The organism is Actinomyces oris (genome assembly GCF_001929375.1).
Taxonomy (GTDB): Bacteria; Actinomycetota; Actinomycetes; order Actinomycetales; family Actinomycetaceae; genus Actinomyces; species Actinomyces oris_B.
Map to the genome: position 1 here is coordinate 1 of NZ_MSGO01000063.1, position 14,009 is coordinate 14,009.

Here is a 14,009-nt window from a genome sequence, read left to right on the forward strand (position 1 = left end):
GGGCGCCCCGGCGCCTCTGCAAGGGATGCCTGGCCCCCGTGCGTATGAGCTGGGGTTGTGGTGTGATTGCCTGGCTTCTATGCTGTAAACATGTCTACAGCAGTTCTGAGCGTTCGGTTACCAGAGGAGCTCAAGCGCCGGCTCGATGACCTGGGGAGTCAGACCGGTCGTCCGGCAACGTTCTATGTGCGTGAGGCCGTTGAGTCCTACATCGATGACTTGGAGTACGCGTACGCGCTGAAGGCGGAAGCGGAGGCGGTGCGGCGCGGTGAGATCAAGACGCGCCGCCTCGATGAGATCACGGCGGTTCTCGGCCTCGATGCCTGAGGCTGAAGGGGCGAGAACCCGCCCGGCCGACGACCTGGTGATCGCCGGGCTCGTCCCCATGAGCACGGTCGACTGGCCCGACCGCCTGACCGCGACCGTCTTCCTGCAGGGCTGCCCCTGGAACTGCTTCTACTGCCACAACCGGGACCTCATTCCGGTCCGCACGCCCGGCCAGGTGGCCTGGGAGGAGGTGCGTGCCCTGCTGCGCCGTCGGCGCGGGCTGCTCGACGGCGTCGTGCTCACCGGCGGTGAGGCTCTGCGCCAGGATGCCCTGGCCGACGCCGCCCGGGAGGTCATCGACATGGGCTTCCAGGTGGGGCTGCACACGGCCGGGCCCTACCCGCGGCGGCTGCGCGACATGGTCGAGGCCGGGCTCGTCGACTGGGTGGGGCTGGACATCAAGGCCCTGCCCGAGCACTACGGGCAGGTGGTCGGCCGGGCGAACGCGGCCACGAAAGCCTGGGAGAGCCTGGAGGTGCTCCTCGAGGCGGCCGGCCGTGGCGGGCCCGACTTCGAGGTGCGCACCACCGTGGTGCCCGGAGACGTGACGGCCGACGACGCCGTCGAGGTCGCCCGGCGGGTGCACTCAGCGGGGGCGCGGGTTTACGCCCTTCAGCAGGCCCGTGCCGAGGGGACGAGCGGCGAGTTCGACGTCGTGGCGCCCGGCTGGGACGGGATGTGCGAGCGCATGGCCGAGCGCATCGAGGCCCTGGGCTGGGACCGTTTCACCTACCGCCCGGCGTAGGGGGTTCAGCGGGCGGCGGTGCCCGCGGATGGCGGCATCCGCGCTGGTAGCCTCGAAGCATGAGCTACGACATCCTGATCTTCGAGCCGGGCGCGGTCACGGATGAGGGCTTTCCCCAGTGGTGGGATCGGGTCTCCCGGTGGGAGGAGCCGCATCGCTATGACAGTCTTGAGCGCGCCACCCCGGCGATCAGGTCCTTCTACCGTGACCTCATCAGCGCCTTCCCGCCGTTCAACGGCCCCGACGCGCTGACCGATGATGAGGCTGAAGCCCGCCTCGCTCAGGGGTTCCCGGTCACCGAGTACACCGTTGGCGGTGATTTCGTCTACGTCGGTGTCAGCTGGTCGGCCGCTGATGCGCTGGTGACGACTGTCGGCGAGCTTGCGTGGACGCATCGGCTCGCCGTGGCGTATGTCAGTGACGAGGGAGTGATCGTGCGCCCACCGGAACAACCGGTGCAGTCCGCCTCCAGCGTCCGGGTCGACTACGTCGTCCAGCATTCCATGAGGTGAATCCAGCTGCGTGAGCGCGGGTGGACTCACGCCACCTGACCTCGCCTGATCCCAGCAGCCATCACACTGCCGGCACGCCTGCGTCGCCGGGGCGGCTGGAACGGAGCGCGCCGCCGACACTCGCGGTCTGAAGGCCGGTGAGTCATCGGCGGGGTCGCTGTGGGGAGCGGTGTCCATGGTTGGTGGCGGGGCGGGCTTCTAGCCTCGAAGCATGAGCTACGACCTCCTGATCTTCGAGCCGGACTCCGCGACCGATGAGGACTTCCCCCGGTGGTGGAAGCAGGTGGTCGCTCAGTGGGACGAGCCGCGCGACTTCAGCACCATTGTCGGCGCCACCCCGGCGATCAGGTCCATCTACCGCGACCTCATCCGGGCCTTCCCGCCGATCAACGGCCCCGACTCGCTGAGTGAGGAGGAGCTTGAGGAGCGGGAGGCCGAAGGGCTGCCGGTGGCCGACTACACCATCGGCGTTGACTACATCTACATCAGTGTCGGCTGGTCGGACGCGAACGCGCTCGTCAAGACCGTCGGCCAGATGGCCTGGACGCAGCGGCTCGCGGTCGCCTACGTCAGCGAGGACAGCTCGATCCTCCGGCCGTAGCCGCGGGTGGGGCCTCGGGGCCCGCCGGATTACTCATGGGAGCGGATGGCTTGTCCGATACCTACCGATTGGTTAGGCTTCTCGTGTCCGCTGGAAGGGTTCCCGCATCAAAGGAGACGACCGTGAAACCCGCACGAGCAACCCAGCTCCTCATGACCGCAGGTCTTGCCGTGGCGACGGCCACCGCCTGCTTCCCGGTCCAGCCCCAGGGCGCAGGCCCGGGGGCTGCGACGCCGTCGACCAGCCTCAGCGCCGAGCAGGCATCCCCCGGCGGCCCAGCCGGCGTGGCGTCCTCGGCGACGCCGGCCGGTGACGCCTCCGCGTCAGCGGCACCGTCGTCGAGCATGGGGCAGCCGACCACTGCCGCCCCGTCCGGCGAACCCTCCGCCTCGCCGAGCGGGACCACGGCCTCCCCGTCCGACGCCGCAACCGCCTCGCCCTCGCAGCCCTCCGGGGGCTCGGGCCGGGGGCGCTCCGATGCCGAGATCAACGGCTGGAACGTCGACTTCTTCGAGGGCTTCGACGCCTCTATTGAAGACATTGGTTGGGAGCAATACGGCGATAGCCCCATCGATCCGGGAGCCATGGGCATGAGGCTGAGGAGGGACTCCTTCACCCAGAACGGCGAGCTCATCATCCGCACCCAGTACCAGAATGGTCACTGGAGCGCCGGTGGTGCCTCGACCAACAAGGTCTTCGCAGCCTCACGCGGCCGGTGGGAGGTGCGCGCCAAATTCCCCCGGGCAAAGGGCATCGGTTACGCCTTCCTGCTGTGGCCCGAGGACCAGGAGTGGCCGCCGGAGATCGACTTCGTCGAGGGGCGCTTCAAGGGCCCGCCGGTGGTGAGCACCTACCACTGGGGTGATGCCACTCCGAAGGGACACAAGCAGAAACAAGTGGGCCTCGACAACCCTGACATGGGCGGCTGGCACACCTACGGCGTCATCGTGGAGGACGAGTACATCGCCTTCACCTTCGATGGCCAGGAGTGGGGCCGGATCACTCGGGACGACGTCGGCGAGGACATCTCCAGCAAGCGGATGTTCTTCGGGGTCCAGAGTGGGGCGATGGATCCCAACCATGACTACGCCAAATGGTACGAGACCGTCGACGGCGGTGTCCCCGGCCCGCTCACTCCGCCCGTCTCCGACATTCAGATCGACTACGTCGCCCACTACACCCGGGGCTAGCTCAGTGCACTGGTGCGGCGTTGCTCCTCGAGCCTTCGACCCGGGCTCCACGTCCGCAGCCACAAAGTAGTACATGTAGAACCTTTGTCGTATCCTCGTGTCATGAGTGCAGCGGATGTGCCGGTGTCTCCGGGGAGCAGGACTGTCGGACTACGGGAGGTCAATCAGCAGGCCGGGCGGGTCTATCGTGAGGTCGAGTCCAGTGGTGTGCCTGTGACGGTCACCGACCGTGGCCGCCCTATCGCGCAGATCGTCCCGATCCGTGATGACGAGTCCTGGTATGAGCGGATGGTCCGCGAAGGTAAGGTCCGTCGGGCCGCAGGCGACTGGGCGCTGCCCACCAGGCGGTGGGAGACGCCTGCGGGCTTCGACCTGGAGCAGTTCCTCCTCGGTGAGCGCGAGGAGGACAGGTGATCTACCTCGACACCTCGGTGGCGCTGCTCTCCCTCCTCGGCCAGCCCGGAGGCGATGAGGCCGCGAGGCTCATCATGGATGCGCATGCCACAGAGGGGCTGGTGTCCTCCCGCCTGCTCAAGGTGGAGATGGCTCGGGCGGCGCATCGGGAGCACTTCGATGTCCGCGTGGTCGATGAGTTCATCGCGGGGGTGGGGCTCGTCGAGATCGGTCCGGATGTCATTGAGTGCGCCAGCGCCCTGACCGGTGAGCTCACGTCTCTTGACGCTATTCACCTGGCGACTGCGACGCTGCTGGACGACCCTCGTCACCCTGTCACCGTTCTGACTCACGACGCCCGCCTGGCCGATGCCGCCCGCTCCCGAGGGCTGGGCGCGATTGACCCGCTGGGCTCGTAGCGCCGGTGGGTCGCCTCGCTGAAGAGGCGGGTAGTCGCAGGACCTGGAACCGGAACGGGGGAGACGGCCGCCATGCCTCGATGGAAGCATGCGCCGTCTCCCCCGGGGCGGAGGTCGTCCCGACAAGGCAGCCTTGCTGTTCTCCGCCCTTGCTCGCCTCGACCTCCTGACGTGCGGTCTCGCAGCGGGTCTCCGTCGCGCAGGCGATCCGTGCGGTGGTGGAGAGTGTGTGCTGTGAGGGCCTGGGTCTTGCCGATCAAGAAGTAGCCGTTGTTCTTGATGGGAGGGTGAGGCTCCGGGCCGAGCGTCGCAGGGGATGAGGCAGGAAGTCATGGATGAGAATGCCGCCCCTGGTGCTCGGCCTGATTGTGGTGGTCGGTATCGCCTCCTTGTGTCCTGGTGCTGAGGTGGCGCGTCGGGCGCCGTCCGCAGTGAAGCGGTCGAGGACAAGGCAACCGAAGCCGGTGTTGCGAGGGTGTTGGCGCAAACGCTTATGCTCCCGCAATGTCTGGACGCCCCGGGGAGTGTGGGTGGGACTCGACCGAGGGTGTTGGGCGGGGTTGGGAACCCACTCGTGCAGGCGTAAAATTAAAGAACGGTAGGTAATGACTGTGATGTTTTTCGCTTGTGATGCCGTCAAAAATCATGTGTATCAATCCGATTGCATTTTGTGGCGGCGTGAGTTATCGCTACTCCCGGAGTGCTTCAATTCTCTTGGCTAGCCACCCACCATCCCTTCTCGTCACTCGAGGCTTTCGTGACTACACCCATTTTTCCCCCTGTTTCTCCCATATTTTTCCGTTCCTCTGTGAGGTCAGTGTCTTCTTCGATATCGCGGCGCCAGAGGGTGGTGGTGAGGTCGGCATCTGCGGCCTTGGCCATCGCGACCTGTGTCGGTCTGGCCGGGTGCGGTATTCCGTCCGTGGCTGACGATGCGGGCTCGCCGGCACCGATACCTTCGCCGACGGTGACTGCTTCGCCGTCGTCTACTCCGACTCCCTCTCCGTCTCCGACCCCGACACCGAGTCCCGCTCCGACTCCGACCCCGAGGCCTACGCCTACACCGTCGCCGATTCCGACGACGCAGGCCCCGCCGTCGGAGTCTCCGGCGCCATCTGCGACGCAGGAGCCCGAGCCGACCCCAGAAGAGGAGACGCAGGCCGGCGGTGGTGGGGCGGCTCCCGCACCTGCTCCGGAGCCGAAGCAAGAGAGTGCCTATTACCCCAACTGTAAGGCTGCGAGGGCAGCAGGTGCTGCTCCCTTGTATCGGGGCGATCCTGGATACCGTGAAGAGCTGGATCGCGATAGGGACGGTATCGCCTGCGAGATCAAGTAAGGTCCCGTCGGTGCCCGCCGTCTAGAGCGGTGGTGGTGCGAGAGGCTCCACCCGCTCCATGTGCGTCGTTCGCAACGTCCAAGGCGTTGCGAACGACGCACATCAGTTTGGAGCGGCCCGTGGGACCACATATGAGGTGAGTGGCATTTGTTCACATCGCGCGAGTTGAGGTGGCGCGATGTGAGCGGAGGTCGACCACGTGCAGACGGGAGTTTGCAGCGCCTTCGAGCCTCGCGTGCCATGCAGGCGAACAGTGCCCACGACGACCAGGACTTCACCGACGCCGCCTCAGGCAACTGGGATGGTGACTGACCTGCGACTCCGTGTGATGGGATGGGTGCTTCGCAATGTGAGCGTCTCAGGCTGCAAGCCGATCTGCGCTTGAGGCTGCACGGACGGCGTCAGCTGCGGTTGGTGCCTGAACCTGTGTGGTCCAGGCACCGATGGCCACCTCCAGGCGACGCCGGCCCGGCAGGACGGCGACGGGCTCTCGCTGACCGTCCTTGGTTGTGCCGATGACGGTGAACCAAGCAGGTCGTCCGAGGCGGTGGAGCAGATCGGCGCCCTCCGGCTCGGCGGCGAGATGATCCATCACGACGTCGAGTGCCGCTCGCCAGGTCTGCATCTCAATCCCTGTCTCGGCGTGCGCGCGCAGGAGGTCGGCGACGAGGAGCATGACGTCGTCTCGAGCGGTGCTGTTTGTGGGGTGCCAGTGCTTGCCGATGACGGCGGCGAGGCGATCAGCGTGTTCAAGCACTGCCGCCTCGGCTTCAGTCGTGATGTCTCGCGGGTGGATCATGGTGGACTCCTTCAAGTGGTGAGAGCCCATTCTCTGGAGTGGTGCGTAGCTTGCTGGAAGCTTTGAGGTCTATCCGAGTGTCTGCTCTTCTGCCTGGAGGAACTCTTTGAAGTGTTCGGCAAGGCGATCGCCATCAGGGTGCATCTGTTTGGAGGCTGGCACATGCGTCAGGGAGCGGCCTTCAAATGTCAGCAAACCGGTTTGCAGATGAGCAGTCTCGATGCGTTTTGCTCGTGTCGCCACGTGGATGTGTCGGTTTGCGTCGATGCCGAGGAGGTGGCGGTCGTAGGCGGTGTGGTGGAGTCTGCACAGTGCCAAGCCATTGCTGACCTCAGGGACGCCGGCTTCCTTGGAGTCGGCGATGATGTGTGAGGCTTCCAAGAGCTGTGCGTGCGGAAGATCGCAGACTGCGCAAGAGATCTGGTAGGCACTGAGTACGTGCTCCCTGAAGTCGTGCTGGTGGATGCGTGCTTTCGTCCACCTGGAAACGTACTTCTTCTCGATCTGTCCAAAATCCTTGAGATCTGAGGCGGCCGGTGTTGTCTCGTCGATGGCGATGATGAACTCTGCGTTGCGTTCGTCGATGCCGACGATGTAGGCGGGGAATCGAGCATAATAAAACAGTGCTGATGGGGTCGGCTTCACCCCCACGAGCCAGGCGAGCGGATAGTTCCGCTGCGCTGCTACCTTCATTGCATCGTTCGCCCACTTCTTCGTATCTGAGAACTTGTAACGAAGTAACCCGCTGTCGTCGATCAGGTCGCTGTACGGCGCTTCTTTTCCGGGAGTGGGGGCTGCGGTCTTGAATGTCAGGGCAGCCTTAAATTCTTGTGGCTTCCAGATCCCTTGGGATTGATGAGTAAGGCGGAAGTGGTGGCCATGCCAGGCGAACCCATTCATTAACTCCTTGTGGGTCAAGAGTTCGTGGCCACTCATTTGCTGGGTCTCGAACCACTGCATGGCGGCGAAGTGGGCGTCTCGCTCCTCTGTAGGAGTAAAAGTTTGCCGGTCCATGGTGGCATTCCTCATGAAATGAGCAGCTGAGATATGGGGTATGCCTGCCCGCGGTGGCAGGATACAAGGTGGAAGTATATCGCGCTGGAACGACGCTGAGTGATCTGGGTTTACTCGGCAAGGGACAGGGGCGGCGGCCGGCTCGTATTCGCGGCGTCCCGATCCTCACGCATCCGCCCGCACCAGCCGGACGATGCCGGCCGTCTGGGCGGCCGTCGTCCAGGCTAGGATGATGAGCCCGGCAGAGGTGACGTCCGCCTGCGATGCGCCCGCCGCCAGCCAGATCTGGGCCGCCTGGCCCGGGAACCAGCGGGCGGCGTCGCCCAGGAACACGGCCAGCTGCGGCGCCAGAACCACCAGCACCACGGCCGCCGTCGACGCACCGATGACGCTGCGCAGCGCCGCACCGAGCCCGGCCGACAGCAGCAGCACCGCCGTCAACCAGACCACCGTCGTTCCGGCCGCCCACAGCGCCGCCGTCGACATTGTCGGGCACGCCGCCAGGCTCGCCCCGACCAGGACGCTCGCCGCCACCAGTCCCGTACCGGTCAGCACCACGAGTCGTGCCACCGCCAGCCGCCCACGCGCCGGTGTGGCCAGCAGACTCGTCATGCCCTGCGCCGTGGAGTGCTCGCCGCCCGCCGCGGCCACACCGGCCGCCACGAAGCCGATCTGCACCGCCAGCGCCCACGTCGGAGCGATCTCCTCGAATCCGAAGCCCCGCCCATCCACCACGTTCTGCAGGACCGACATCACCGTGGCAACCGCAGCCGCGCCCGCCACCGCCGCCGACCACCACATTGCAGGCAGCGTCACCACCTTCAGCAGCTCCGCGTGCAGCGCCCGCCTCCAGGCTGTCGTCATCCCAGCGGTAGTCCTCACCCTGCTGGTCGCACCGGTCCCGCTCATGCGTCCCGCCTCATCCACACCCAGCAGCACACCGCCGCGCAACCGCCCGCCCACCCTGCGCAGACGGCAGCCGCCATCGGGATCGACAGCAGCTCGACGAGCCGGTCGTAGTTGAGCGTCGTCGGGTTCGCAATGAGTCGCACCGCCGCGGTGTCCGGCAGGAACCGGGCCGCATCGGTGGACCTGATGAGCAGCACGCCCGGCGAGATCATCGTCGACATCGCGACGAGGACCGTCATCGACACCAGCGCGCTGCGCGTCGCCATCGCCAGCGCCATCGACGCCATCGCCGAGAACACCCACCACGTCAGGATCCCCGTCAGCATCCACCACGGCACCGGCTCGAAGGGCACGCTCGCCCCCAGCAGGTGCCGGCACAGCGAGTAGGTCGCCGTCCACGCCGCAACCAGCAGCACCGTCGCAGCCCCCAGCACCACGAGCAGCTTCGCGGCCACCGACGCCCCGCGCCGAGGCTGTACCAGCATCGTCGTCGCCACCTGTCGCGGAGCGCTGGAGGCCCCGCCCGTGCGCGGATCACTCGCATACTCACTGACCACAACACTCACCGCCAGCACCACGATCCCCGTCGTCCCCACGTACAGCCCGATCACGCCGACGTCGCCCAGCCGCGCCGGCGCATCCGGGTCACCGGCCGCCAGCCGCGCCGCCAGGTCATGATCCGTGTAGTACTCGATCAGGAGCGGCAGGACGATCGCCAGCGCCACCCCCAGCCAGGCCCCCGGAAGGCCCACCGTCTTGCGCACCTCCGCCTTGAGGGAGCGCACCAGCGCCGTTGCCGCGCTCATGAACGGACCCCTTCCTCGCGTCCAGTCCGTCCGGCCCCACCGCCGGCCCGACCTGCCCGACTGCCGGCCTCGTCCCCGGTCGGGGCGGTCAGCGAGAAGAAGGCCTCCTCCAGGTTCGCGCAACCGGCCGCGACCTCCTCCAGCGTCCCGGCCGCCCGCACCCGCCCGCCGGCGATGACAACGACGTCGTCGGCCACCTCGGCCAGCTCGGCCAGAACATGACTGGACAGCAGGACCGTGCCCCCGGCGTCGGCCCGCTGCCGCAGCAGCGTGCGGATCCACCGGATCCCCTCCGGGTCCAGGCCGTTGACCGGCTCATCAAGGACCAGCACCTCCGGGTCGCCCAGCAGCGCCGCCGCCAGCCCCAGGCGCTGTCCCATTCCCAGGGAGAAGGTGCGCACCCGCCGCCCGGCCGCCTCGCTCAGCCCGACGACATCGAGCACCTCAGCCACCCGACGCCGACTGATTCCCGCGCCCGAGGCCACCCAGCCCAGGTGACCGCGGGCCGTGCGTGAGGGATGCGCGCCCGAGCCGTCGAGCACCGCCCCCACCGTGCGCAGCGGCTCGCGCAGCTCGCGGTAGGGGTATCCACCGATAAGCGCCCGCCCGCCGTCGGCCCGGTCCAGACCCAGCAGGCACCGCAGGGTCGAGGACTTCCCGGCGCCGTTGGGTCCCACGAATCCGGTGACGCGGCCCGGGCGGGCCTCCAGGCTCACGCCGTGAAGCACCTCGCGCGCCCCGTGCCGCTTGACGAGGTTCTCAATACTGATCATGGACCAACTCCAGCGCGCCGAACGACAGCGCGCATCGGCCGCCCAGCCGAGGTGGTCCCACCGCCTCAAACCCGGGTTCGTCAGACCCCGGTTCGATGAAGCGCCCGAGCCGCCTTCCTAGACTGGCCGCGTGCCTGCCCCCGACGTCCCACCGCGCCACTCGCCGCTCGGGCGCGCCATCACCGGGCTGACCGTGATTGTTCTTGGCCTGGGCACCCTGGTCGGCTTCTCCCCGGATCCTTCTCGGCGAGCCCAGATGACGGTGCTGCTCGTCATGACCGGGCTCGTCGTGGCCTCCCTGTGGCTGCGGCGGCGCGACCAGCGTGCCTACGAGCGGCGCCTGGCGCAGGAGACCGCCGTGCGCGCCGTCGCCGAGGACCGTCTCGTCATCGCCCGCGAGCTGCACGACGCCGTCTCCGGCAACCTCGGCGCCATCACCGTGCGCTGCGCCGTGGCCCAGCGCCTCGAGACCACCCCCGACGGGCTGCGGACCGCACTCGACGACGTCGAGTCCGCCTCCCGCAAGGCCACCGACGCACTGCGGCGCATGCTTGCTGTCCTGCGCGACGAAAGCACGCCCCCGACGCCCGGGGCGGTGGCGGCGCTCCCGGCGGGAGACGCACCAGTACCCGGCCCCGGCCCCGTCAACAGCCTCACCGAAAGCCTTTGGGAGCTGATCGGCAAGGCCCGCCGCACCGGCGTCACCGTCGAGCTTGACGTCGATACGTACACCGGCGCAGATGCGGACGTCGCCCAAGCCGCGACGATGACCGACGGTCTCCCGGCTCCGACGGCCCAGGCCGCTGCCCGGGTCGTGGCTGAGGCCCTGGCCAACACCACCCGCCACGCCGGCCCCACGCGAGCCCGTGTCACCCTCCGCCGCGAGCCGGGACGGCTGCGCATTGTCGTCGTCGACGACGGGCCCGTGACCGGCTGGGAGCCTCACCCCGGGGCCGGGCAAGGACTGCGCGGACTCCACGAGCGCCTGACTGCGCTCGGCGGGACCCTGACCGCCGGCCCCCGCGCCGACGCCCCCGGCTTCGCCATCGAAGCCATCCTGCCCATTACCGCCGACGATGCGGCCCGGCCCACCGGCAGCACCCGACGCTCCGGAGACAGCCCACGACCGGGAAGCAGACCCGCCAATGAGTCACCGGATACCGGCTCCAGGAGCGACGGGGGCAACCCATGACCGATCCCACCGGTGTGACGGGCGGCAAGACCGACGAGGCTCCTGACGCCCCCATCCGGGTCCTCATCGCCGAGGACCAGGCCCTCCTGCGCACCACCCTGGCCGCCCTGCTCGAGGCCGAGCCCGGTATGCGGGTCGTCGGCCTGGCCGAGGACGGCGCCCGCGCGGTCGCCCTGGCCGCCGAGCTGCGCCCCGACGTCATCCTCATGGACATCCAGATGCCCGGCCTGACCGGTATCGAGGCCACCACCCGGATCTGCGCCGACCCGGCGCTCGCAGCCACGCGCGTCCTCATCCTGACCATGTTCGAGATCGACGACTACGTCCTGGGCGCCCTGCGCGCCGGCGCCTGCGGCTTCCTGCTCAAGGACGCCGACCCGCAGTCCCTCGTCGACGCCGTGCGCACCGTCCACGAGGGGCAGTCGCTGCTCAGCCCCCAGGTGCTGGCCCGCCTCGTGGCCCGCATGCCGCGCACGGTGTCGGCCGGCGCCCCCCGTAGTACCTGGGCCAGCGATGTCGAGGGCCTCACGCCCCGCCAGCGTGAGGTCCTCCTGCTCATCGCCCGGGGCCTGTCCAACACTGAGATCGAGGTCGAGCTCGGTATCACCCGGGCCACCTGCCGCAGCCACATCACCGCCCTCCTGGCCCGCCTGGGCGCCCGCGACCGCGCCCAGCTCGTCATCGCCGCCTACGAGGCCGGCCTCATCAGCCCCCGCTGAGGTCTGTCATGATGCGAAACTGAGGGTCTCGTTCGCTTGTCCTACCGTCGCATAGACTCGAGGCTACGAGGACGAGGCGTGAGAAGCAGTGACGTCAGGCTGGATGGAGGGGAGGGGAAGATGCTCTCCAAGAGTGCGGTACGTAAGGCCGGCTCGGTGATGCGACGTCAGGCTGAGGGGAAGGCATCTCAGGAAGAGGTGGAGCGGGCACTTGCCATCGTTAGCGCCTTTCGGGCTTCCTTCGCCGGCCCACTGGAGGCCGCAAGCGGCGAATTAGCAACTCTTCTGGAATCCCACCAGATTCAGGGTGAAGTGAGTCAACGTCTCAAACGTATGCCTACGATCCTGGAGAAGATCACCTCCAGGGAGTCGAAGCTCGACCTGTCACGAATGCAGGACATTGGTGGTTGTCGCGTGGTGTTGTCTTCGAACGAAATCAGTGAGTTGCGTCGTTTGGAGGCATGTGTACGTGAGCGTTGGGCGGAGGCAGTGAGACGCACCTCGGACTACGTGGGCAGGCCGCGAGCATCGGGCTATCGAGCTGTGCACGTGGTTGTTGAGCAGGATCAACGGCTCATTGAGATTCAACTGCGTACTCAGCGCATGCATCAGTGGGCGCAACGCGTCGAAGGACTGAGTGCTGCTTTCGGTACCAACTATAAGCAGGACGGAGAATCCTTGGTCCAGGAGTATGCGAGACTCACCGCAAAGATGTACATTGCCCTCGATGCTGGTGAGATTCCAGTTCATGAAGACCGGCAACAGTTCGAACGTCTCAGTGCACTGATTGCTGAGGAACTGGCAGGACTTGGTAAGAATGTTGGACCTATGTTCGGAGGAGAGAGCATATGAGCGCCAGAACTGGTTCCATCCAGCAGTTCCTTCTCATCTATGACCGTAAGCGAGACGAGCTCTTGTCTCACGAGTCGTTCGGAGATGATGTCGTGGCCGCAACTACTGCGTACCGTGCCGCTGAGATCGAGTACCAGAATCACCCCGAGATGGACATCGTGCTTGTCGGAGCTGAATCATTGGAGACGATTAAAGTCACGCACAGCACCTACTTCACCGGATCAGCCGCGCGCCTCCTTGATGAGATTCGCGCAGGTGTGAGCTGACTGCCGTGCACTGAGCCGGTCCCCTGACCGAGGGATGGGCACGAGGTTGTACCTTAGCCTCGATCTTTCATTGGTTGGTTGAGCGGGGTGTGGGTGGCGTCGTTGCCGGTGTCGTGGCTGGGATTATGCCGGTTGGGTGTGACGGTCTGCCGCGTGTCGTCTCGCGGTGGTCGGGCCTTTCCAGGGGCCAGAGGGTTATTCCTTCAGGGTCGTGGTGGGCAGGAGGCAGCGGTCGGGTGCCTATGGTGCGGGTAGGGCCTGAAAGCTGCTCAGTGCGGTCAGCAGGAGGCCGGTGAAGGGGTGGTCGGCCTTGTAGCGCAGGACGGTGCGGCGGGCGTGGCGGGCGATGACGGCGGGGATACTCATCAGCCGCAACCGGATCGTCCTGGGCTCCCACCGACGGGCAGCAGCGGAGGCCAGGGCGAGCAGCTGGGAGAAGGCGAGGATGTCGCAGGCCAGGGCCACGATCAGGCACCAGACCCGGTTGGCCGCGAACCCCTGCAAGGGGAAGCGGTCAAGCCCGGTGTCCTTGGCACAGCGGATACGGTCCCCTGGCAGCGGGCTCGTAGCCGGTGGCGCACCTCGAGATCGGCGAGCTGACCCACCCTCGTGCTGGTGGCCAAGGCGGTCAGCCGGTAGCCGCCCACGTCCTCGAAGCGCAGCTGGGCGCCCTGGTGGGGCCGCTCTCGGCGCACGGTTGACCCGCATCCCCTTGGGCCAAGCGGTCAGGCCTGGCAGGTCGGCGGGTCTCAGCGACGTCCGCACCATCCCTGGGCTGGCCGTCAGCGTTGTAGGCCGGGGCCCAGGCGGCCTCGGGGATGGTGCCCGTGGATCTGCGCCGTGTGCTCGGGAAGCGTGAACCCCACGCTGTAGGACACCCGGGCGGCGGGCCAGGAGCTCAGGTGGTCTCCTTCGTTCCTCCGGCCCCGTCGATGCGCACCAGGACCCGCCGCCCGGGTCTGGGGCCGAGCCCGGCCTGGTCCAGTGCCCGGCGGATGATCTCGACGTGGTCGGCGGCAGTGTTCGAGCCCGCGTTTCCGGGCCGCAGCACGAGCGCCGCGCACTCACCCCCACCATCAGGGCCGTGGTCGAACCATGCGGTCAGGGGGTGGTAGCCGAACCCCTTCTTGAAGGTCGGGGCCGCACCCTCATTTGT

Annotated in this window: 20 protein-coding genes; 12 read left to right on the plus strand and 8 right to left on the minus strand. The window is 67.2% G+C overall.

Translation table 11 applies throughout. The features are described 5' to 3' along the window. The first annotated feature begins 90 nt into the window (after window positions 1-90). From relB to BKH32_RS12045, 7 genes are all read left to right on the plus strand, one after another. Window positions 91-327 (plus strand): type II toxin-antitoxin system RelB family antitoxin, encoded by a 237-nt coding sequence (relB, locus tag BKH32_RS12015; protein ID WP_075250240.1) that lies wholly within the window; start codon window positions 91-93, stop codon window positions 325-327. Next, entirely contained in the window at window positions 320-1,072 is a 753-nt protein-coding gene (locus BKH32_RS12020) for an anaerobic ribonucleoside-triphosphate reductase activating protein (RefSeq protein ID WP_075250241.1), read from the plus strand. Before relB ends, BKH32_RS12020 begins: the two co-directional genes overlap by 8 nt. Before the next feature lie 59 nt (window positions 1,073-1,131). Next, entirely contained in the window at window positions 1,132-1,584 is a 453-nt protein-coding gene (locus BKH32_RS12025; protein WP_075250242.1) for a hypothetical protein, read from the plus strand. Window positions 1,585-1,795: 211 nt separating this feature from the next. Beyond that, window positions 1,796-2,185: a hypothetical protein gene (locus BKH32_RS12030; RefSeq protein WP_075250243.1), complete on the plus strand. Its 390-nt coding sequence runs from the start codon at window positions 1,796-1,798 to the stop codon at window positions 2,183-2,185. 122 nt (window positions 2,186-2,307) lie between these two features. Beyond that, window positions 2,308-3,375: a glycoside hydrolase family 16 protein gene (locus BKH32_RS12035; protein WP_075250244.1), complete on the plus strand. Its 1,068-nt coding sequence runs from the start codon at window positions 2,308-2,310 to the stop codon at window positions 3,373-3,375. 102 nt (window positions 3,376-3,477) lie between these two features. Then, complete coding sequence (locus tag BKH32_RS12040; RefSeq protein WP_075250245.1) at window positions 3,478-3,789, plus strand: type II toxin-antitoxin system Phd/YefM family antitoxin; 312 nt, start codon at window positions 3,478-3,480, stop codon at window positions 3,787-3,789. Continuing rightward, window positions 3,786-4,187 carry a PIN domain-containing protein gene (locus BKH32_RS12045; RefSeq protein WP_075250246.1) on the plus strand — a complete coding sequence of 134 codons (402 nt, stop codon included), beginning with the start codon at window positions 3,786-3,788 and terminating at the stop codon, window positions 4,185-4,187. The genes BKH32_RS12040 and BKH32_RS12045 overlap by 4 nt, the downstream gene beginning before the upstream one ends. Window positions 4,188-4,892: 705 nt before the next feature. Here the strand turns inward: BKH32_RS12045 and BKH32_RS14130 are convergent. Continuing rightward, window positions 4,893-5,069, minus strand: coding sequence for a hypothetical protein (locus BKH32_RS14130; RefSeq protein WP_218638474.1), 177 nt, complete (start codon window positions 5,067-5,069; stop codon window positions 4,893-4,895). Window positions 5,070-5,154: 85 nt separating this feature from the next. Here BKH32_RS14130 and BKH32_RS13360 point away from each other — a divergent pair, with 85 nt between their 5' ends. After that, entirely contained in the window at window positions 5,155-5,523 is a 369-nt protein-coding gene (locus BKH32_RS13360) for an excalibur calcium-binding domain-containing protein (protein ID WP_143222832.1), read from the plus strand. Between the two features lie 358 nt (window positions 5,524-5,881). Here the strand turns inward: BKH32_RS13360 and BKH32_RS12055 are convergent, their stop codons facing one another. The 5 genes from BKH32_RS12055 to BKH32_RS12075 all read right to left on the minus strand — a co-directional run bounded on the left by BKH32_RS12055 (window position 5,882) and on the right by BKH32_RS12075 (window position 9,824). Further along, window positions 5,882-6,322 (minus strand): hypothetical protein, encoded by a 441-nt coding sequence (locus tag BKH32_RS12055; protein WP_075250247.1) that lies wholly within the window; start codon window positions 6,320-6,322, stop codon window positions 5,882-5,884. Between the two features lie 69 nt (window positions 6,323-6,391). Further along, entirely contained in the window at window positions 6,392-7,336 is a 945-nt protein-coding gene (locus tag BKH32_RS12060; RefSeq protein ID WP_075250248.1) for an HNH endonuclease, read from the minus strand. 165 nt (window positions 7,337-7,501) lie between these two features. Beyond that, window positions 7,502-8,245, minus strand: a complete 744-nt coding sequence (locus BKH32_RS12065) for a cupin (protein WP_075250249.1) — start codon at window positions 8,243-8,245, stop codon at window positions 7,502-7,504. Continuing rightward, window positions 8,242-9,051 carry an ABC transporter gene (locus tag BKH32_RS12070; RefSeq protein WP_075250250.1) on the minus strand — a complete coding sequence of 270 codons (810 nt, stop codon included), beginning with the start codon at window positions 9,049-9,051 and terminating at the stop codon, window positions 8,242-8,244. The genes BKH32_RS12065 and BKH32_RS12070 overlap by 4 nt, the downstream gene beginning before the upstream one ends. Then, window positions 9,048-9,824, minus strand: coding sequence for an ABC transporter ATP-binding protein (locus BKH32_RS12075; protein WP_075250251.1), 777 nt, complete (start codon window positions 9,822-9,824; stop codon window positions 9,048-9,050). The genes BKH32_RS12070 and BKH32_RS12075 overlap by 4 nt, the downstream gene beginning before the upstream one ends. A gap of 130 nt (window positions 9,825-9,954) precedes the next feature. Between BKH32_RS12075 and BKH32_RS12080 the strand changes: the two genes are divergently transcribed. The 4 genes from BKH32_RS12080 (at window position 9,955) to BKH32_RS12095 (ending at window position 12,853) form a co-directional block, all read left to right on the plus strand. Next, window positions 9,955-11,016, plus strand: a complete 1,062-nt coding sequence (locus tag BKH32_RS12080) for a sensor histidine kinase (protein ID WP_075250252.1) — start codon at window positions 9,955-9,957, stop codon at window positions 11,014-11,016. Continuing rightward, on the plus strand, window positions 11,013-11,735 hold the full coding sequence (locus BKH32_RS12085) for a response regulator (protein ID WP_075250253.1): 723 nt from the start codon (window positions 11,013-11,015) through the stop codon (window positions 11,733-11,735). Before BKH32_RS12080 ends, BKH32_RS12085 begins: the two co-directional genes overlap by 4 nt. A gap of 120 nt (window positions 11,736-11,855) precedes the next feature. Then, complete coding sequence (locus BKH32_RS12090; RefSeq protein ID WP_143222833.1) at window positions 11,856-12,587, plus strand: RelA/SpoT domain-containing protein; 732 nt, start codon at window positions 11,856-11,858, stop codon at window positions 12,585-12,587. Then, window positions 12,584-12,853, plus strand: coding sequence for a hypothetical protein (locus tag BKH32_RS12095; RefSeq protein WP_075250255.1), 270 nt, complete (start codon window positions 12,584-12,586; stop codon window positions 12,851-12,853). Before BKH32_RS12090 ends, BKH32_RS12095 begins: the two co-directional genes overlap by 4 nt. Before the next feature lie 240 nt (window positions 12,854-13,093). On the opposite strand, the gene BKH32_RS14800 is transcribed toward BKH32_RS12095, so the two are convergent. Both BKH32_RS14800 and BKH32_RS14805 read right to left on the minus strand, forming a co-directional pair. Beyond that, window positions 13,094-13,621: a transposase gene (locus BKH32_RS14800; RefSeq protein WP_075250256.1), complete on the minus strand. Its 528-nt coding sequence runs from the start codon at window positions 13,619-13,621 to the stop codon at window positions 13,094-13,096. A gap of 130 nt (window positions 13,622-13,751) precedes the next feature. Continuing rightward, window positions 13,752-14,009: transposase (locus BKH32_RS14805; protein ID WP_178384670.1), on the minus strand; the 258-nt coding region annotated here is incomplete at its 5' end.

Bases quoted from the DNA above. Each gene is read 5' to 3' on its own strand.
- BKH32_RS12070 (WP_075250250.1), bottom strand. From the start codon at position 9,051: ATGAGCGCGGCAACGGCGCTGGTGCGCTCCCTCAAGGCGGAGGTGCGC.
- relB (WP_075250240.1), top strand. From the start codon at position 91: ATGTCTACAGCAGTTCTGAGCGTTCGGTTACCAGAGGAGCTCAAGCGC.
- BKH32_RS12075 (WP_075250251.1), bottom strand. From the start codon at position 9,824: ATGATCAGTATTGAGAACCTCGTCAAGCGGCACGGGGCGCGCGAGGTG.
- BKH32_RS12065 (WP_075250249.1), bottom strand. From the start codon at position 8,245: ATGAGCGGGACCGGTGCGACCAGCAGGGTGAGGACTACCGCTGGGATG.
- BKH32_RS12095 (WP_075250255.1), top strand. From the start codon at position 12,584: ATGAGCGCCAGAACTGGTTCCATCCAGCAGTTCCTTCTCATCTATGAC.
- BKH32_RS12020 (WP_075250241.1), top strand. From the start codon at position 320: ATGCCTGAGGCTGAAGGGGCGAGAACCCGCCCGGCCGACGACCTGGTG.
- BKH32_RS12090 (WP_143222833.1), top strand. From the start codon at position 11,856: ATGCTCTCCAAGAGTGCGGTACGTAAGGCCGGCTCGGTGATGCGACGT.
- BKH32_RS12040 (WP_075250245.1), top strand. From the start codon at position 3,478: ATGAGTGCAGCGGATGTGCCGGTGTCTCCGGGGAGCAGGACTGTCGGA.
- BKH32_RS12060 (WP_075250248.1), bottom strand. From the start codon at position 7,336: ATGGACCGGCAAACTTTTACTCCTACAGAGGAGCGAGACGCCCACTTC.
- BKH32_RS12055 (WP_075250247.1), bottom strand. From the start codon at position 6,322: ATGATCCACCCGCGAGACATCACGACTGAAGCCGAGGCGGCAGTGCTT.
- BKH32_RS12025 (WP_075250242.1), top strand. From the start codon at position 1,132: ATGAGCTACGACATCCTGATCTTCGAGCCGGGCGCGGTCACGGATGAG.
- BKH32_RS14130 (WP_218638474.1), bottom strand. From the start codon at position 5,069: ATGGCCAAGGCCGCAGATGCCGACCTCACCACCACCCTCTGGCGCCGC.
- BKH32_RS12030 (WP_075250243.1), top strand. From the start codon at position 1,796: ATGAGCTACGACCTCCTGATCTTCGAGCCGGACTCCGCGACCGATGAG.
- BKH32_RS12085 (WP_075250253.1), top strand. From the start codon at position 11,013: ATGACCGATCCCACCGGTGTGACGGGCGGCAAGACCGACGAGGCTCCT.
- BKH32_RS14800 (WP_075250256.1), bottom strand. From the start codon at position 13,621: ATGGTGCGGACGTCGCTGAGACCCGCCGACCTGCCAGGCCTGACCGCT.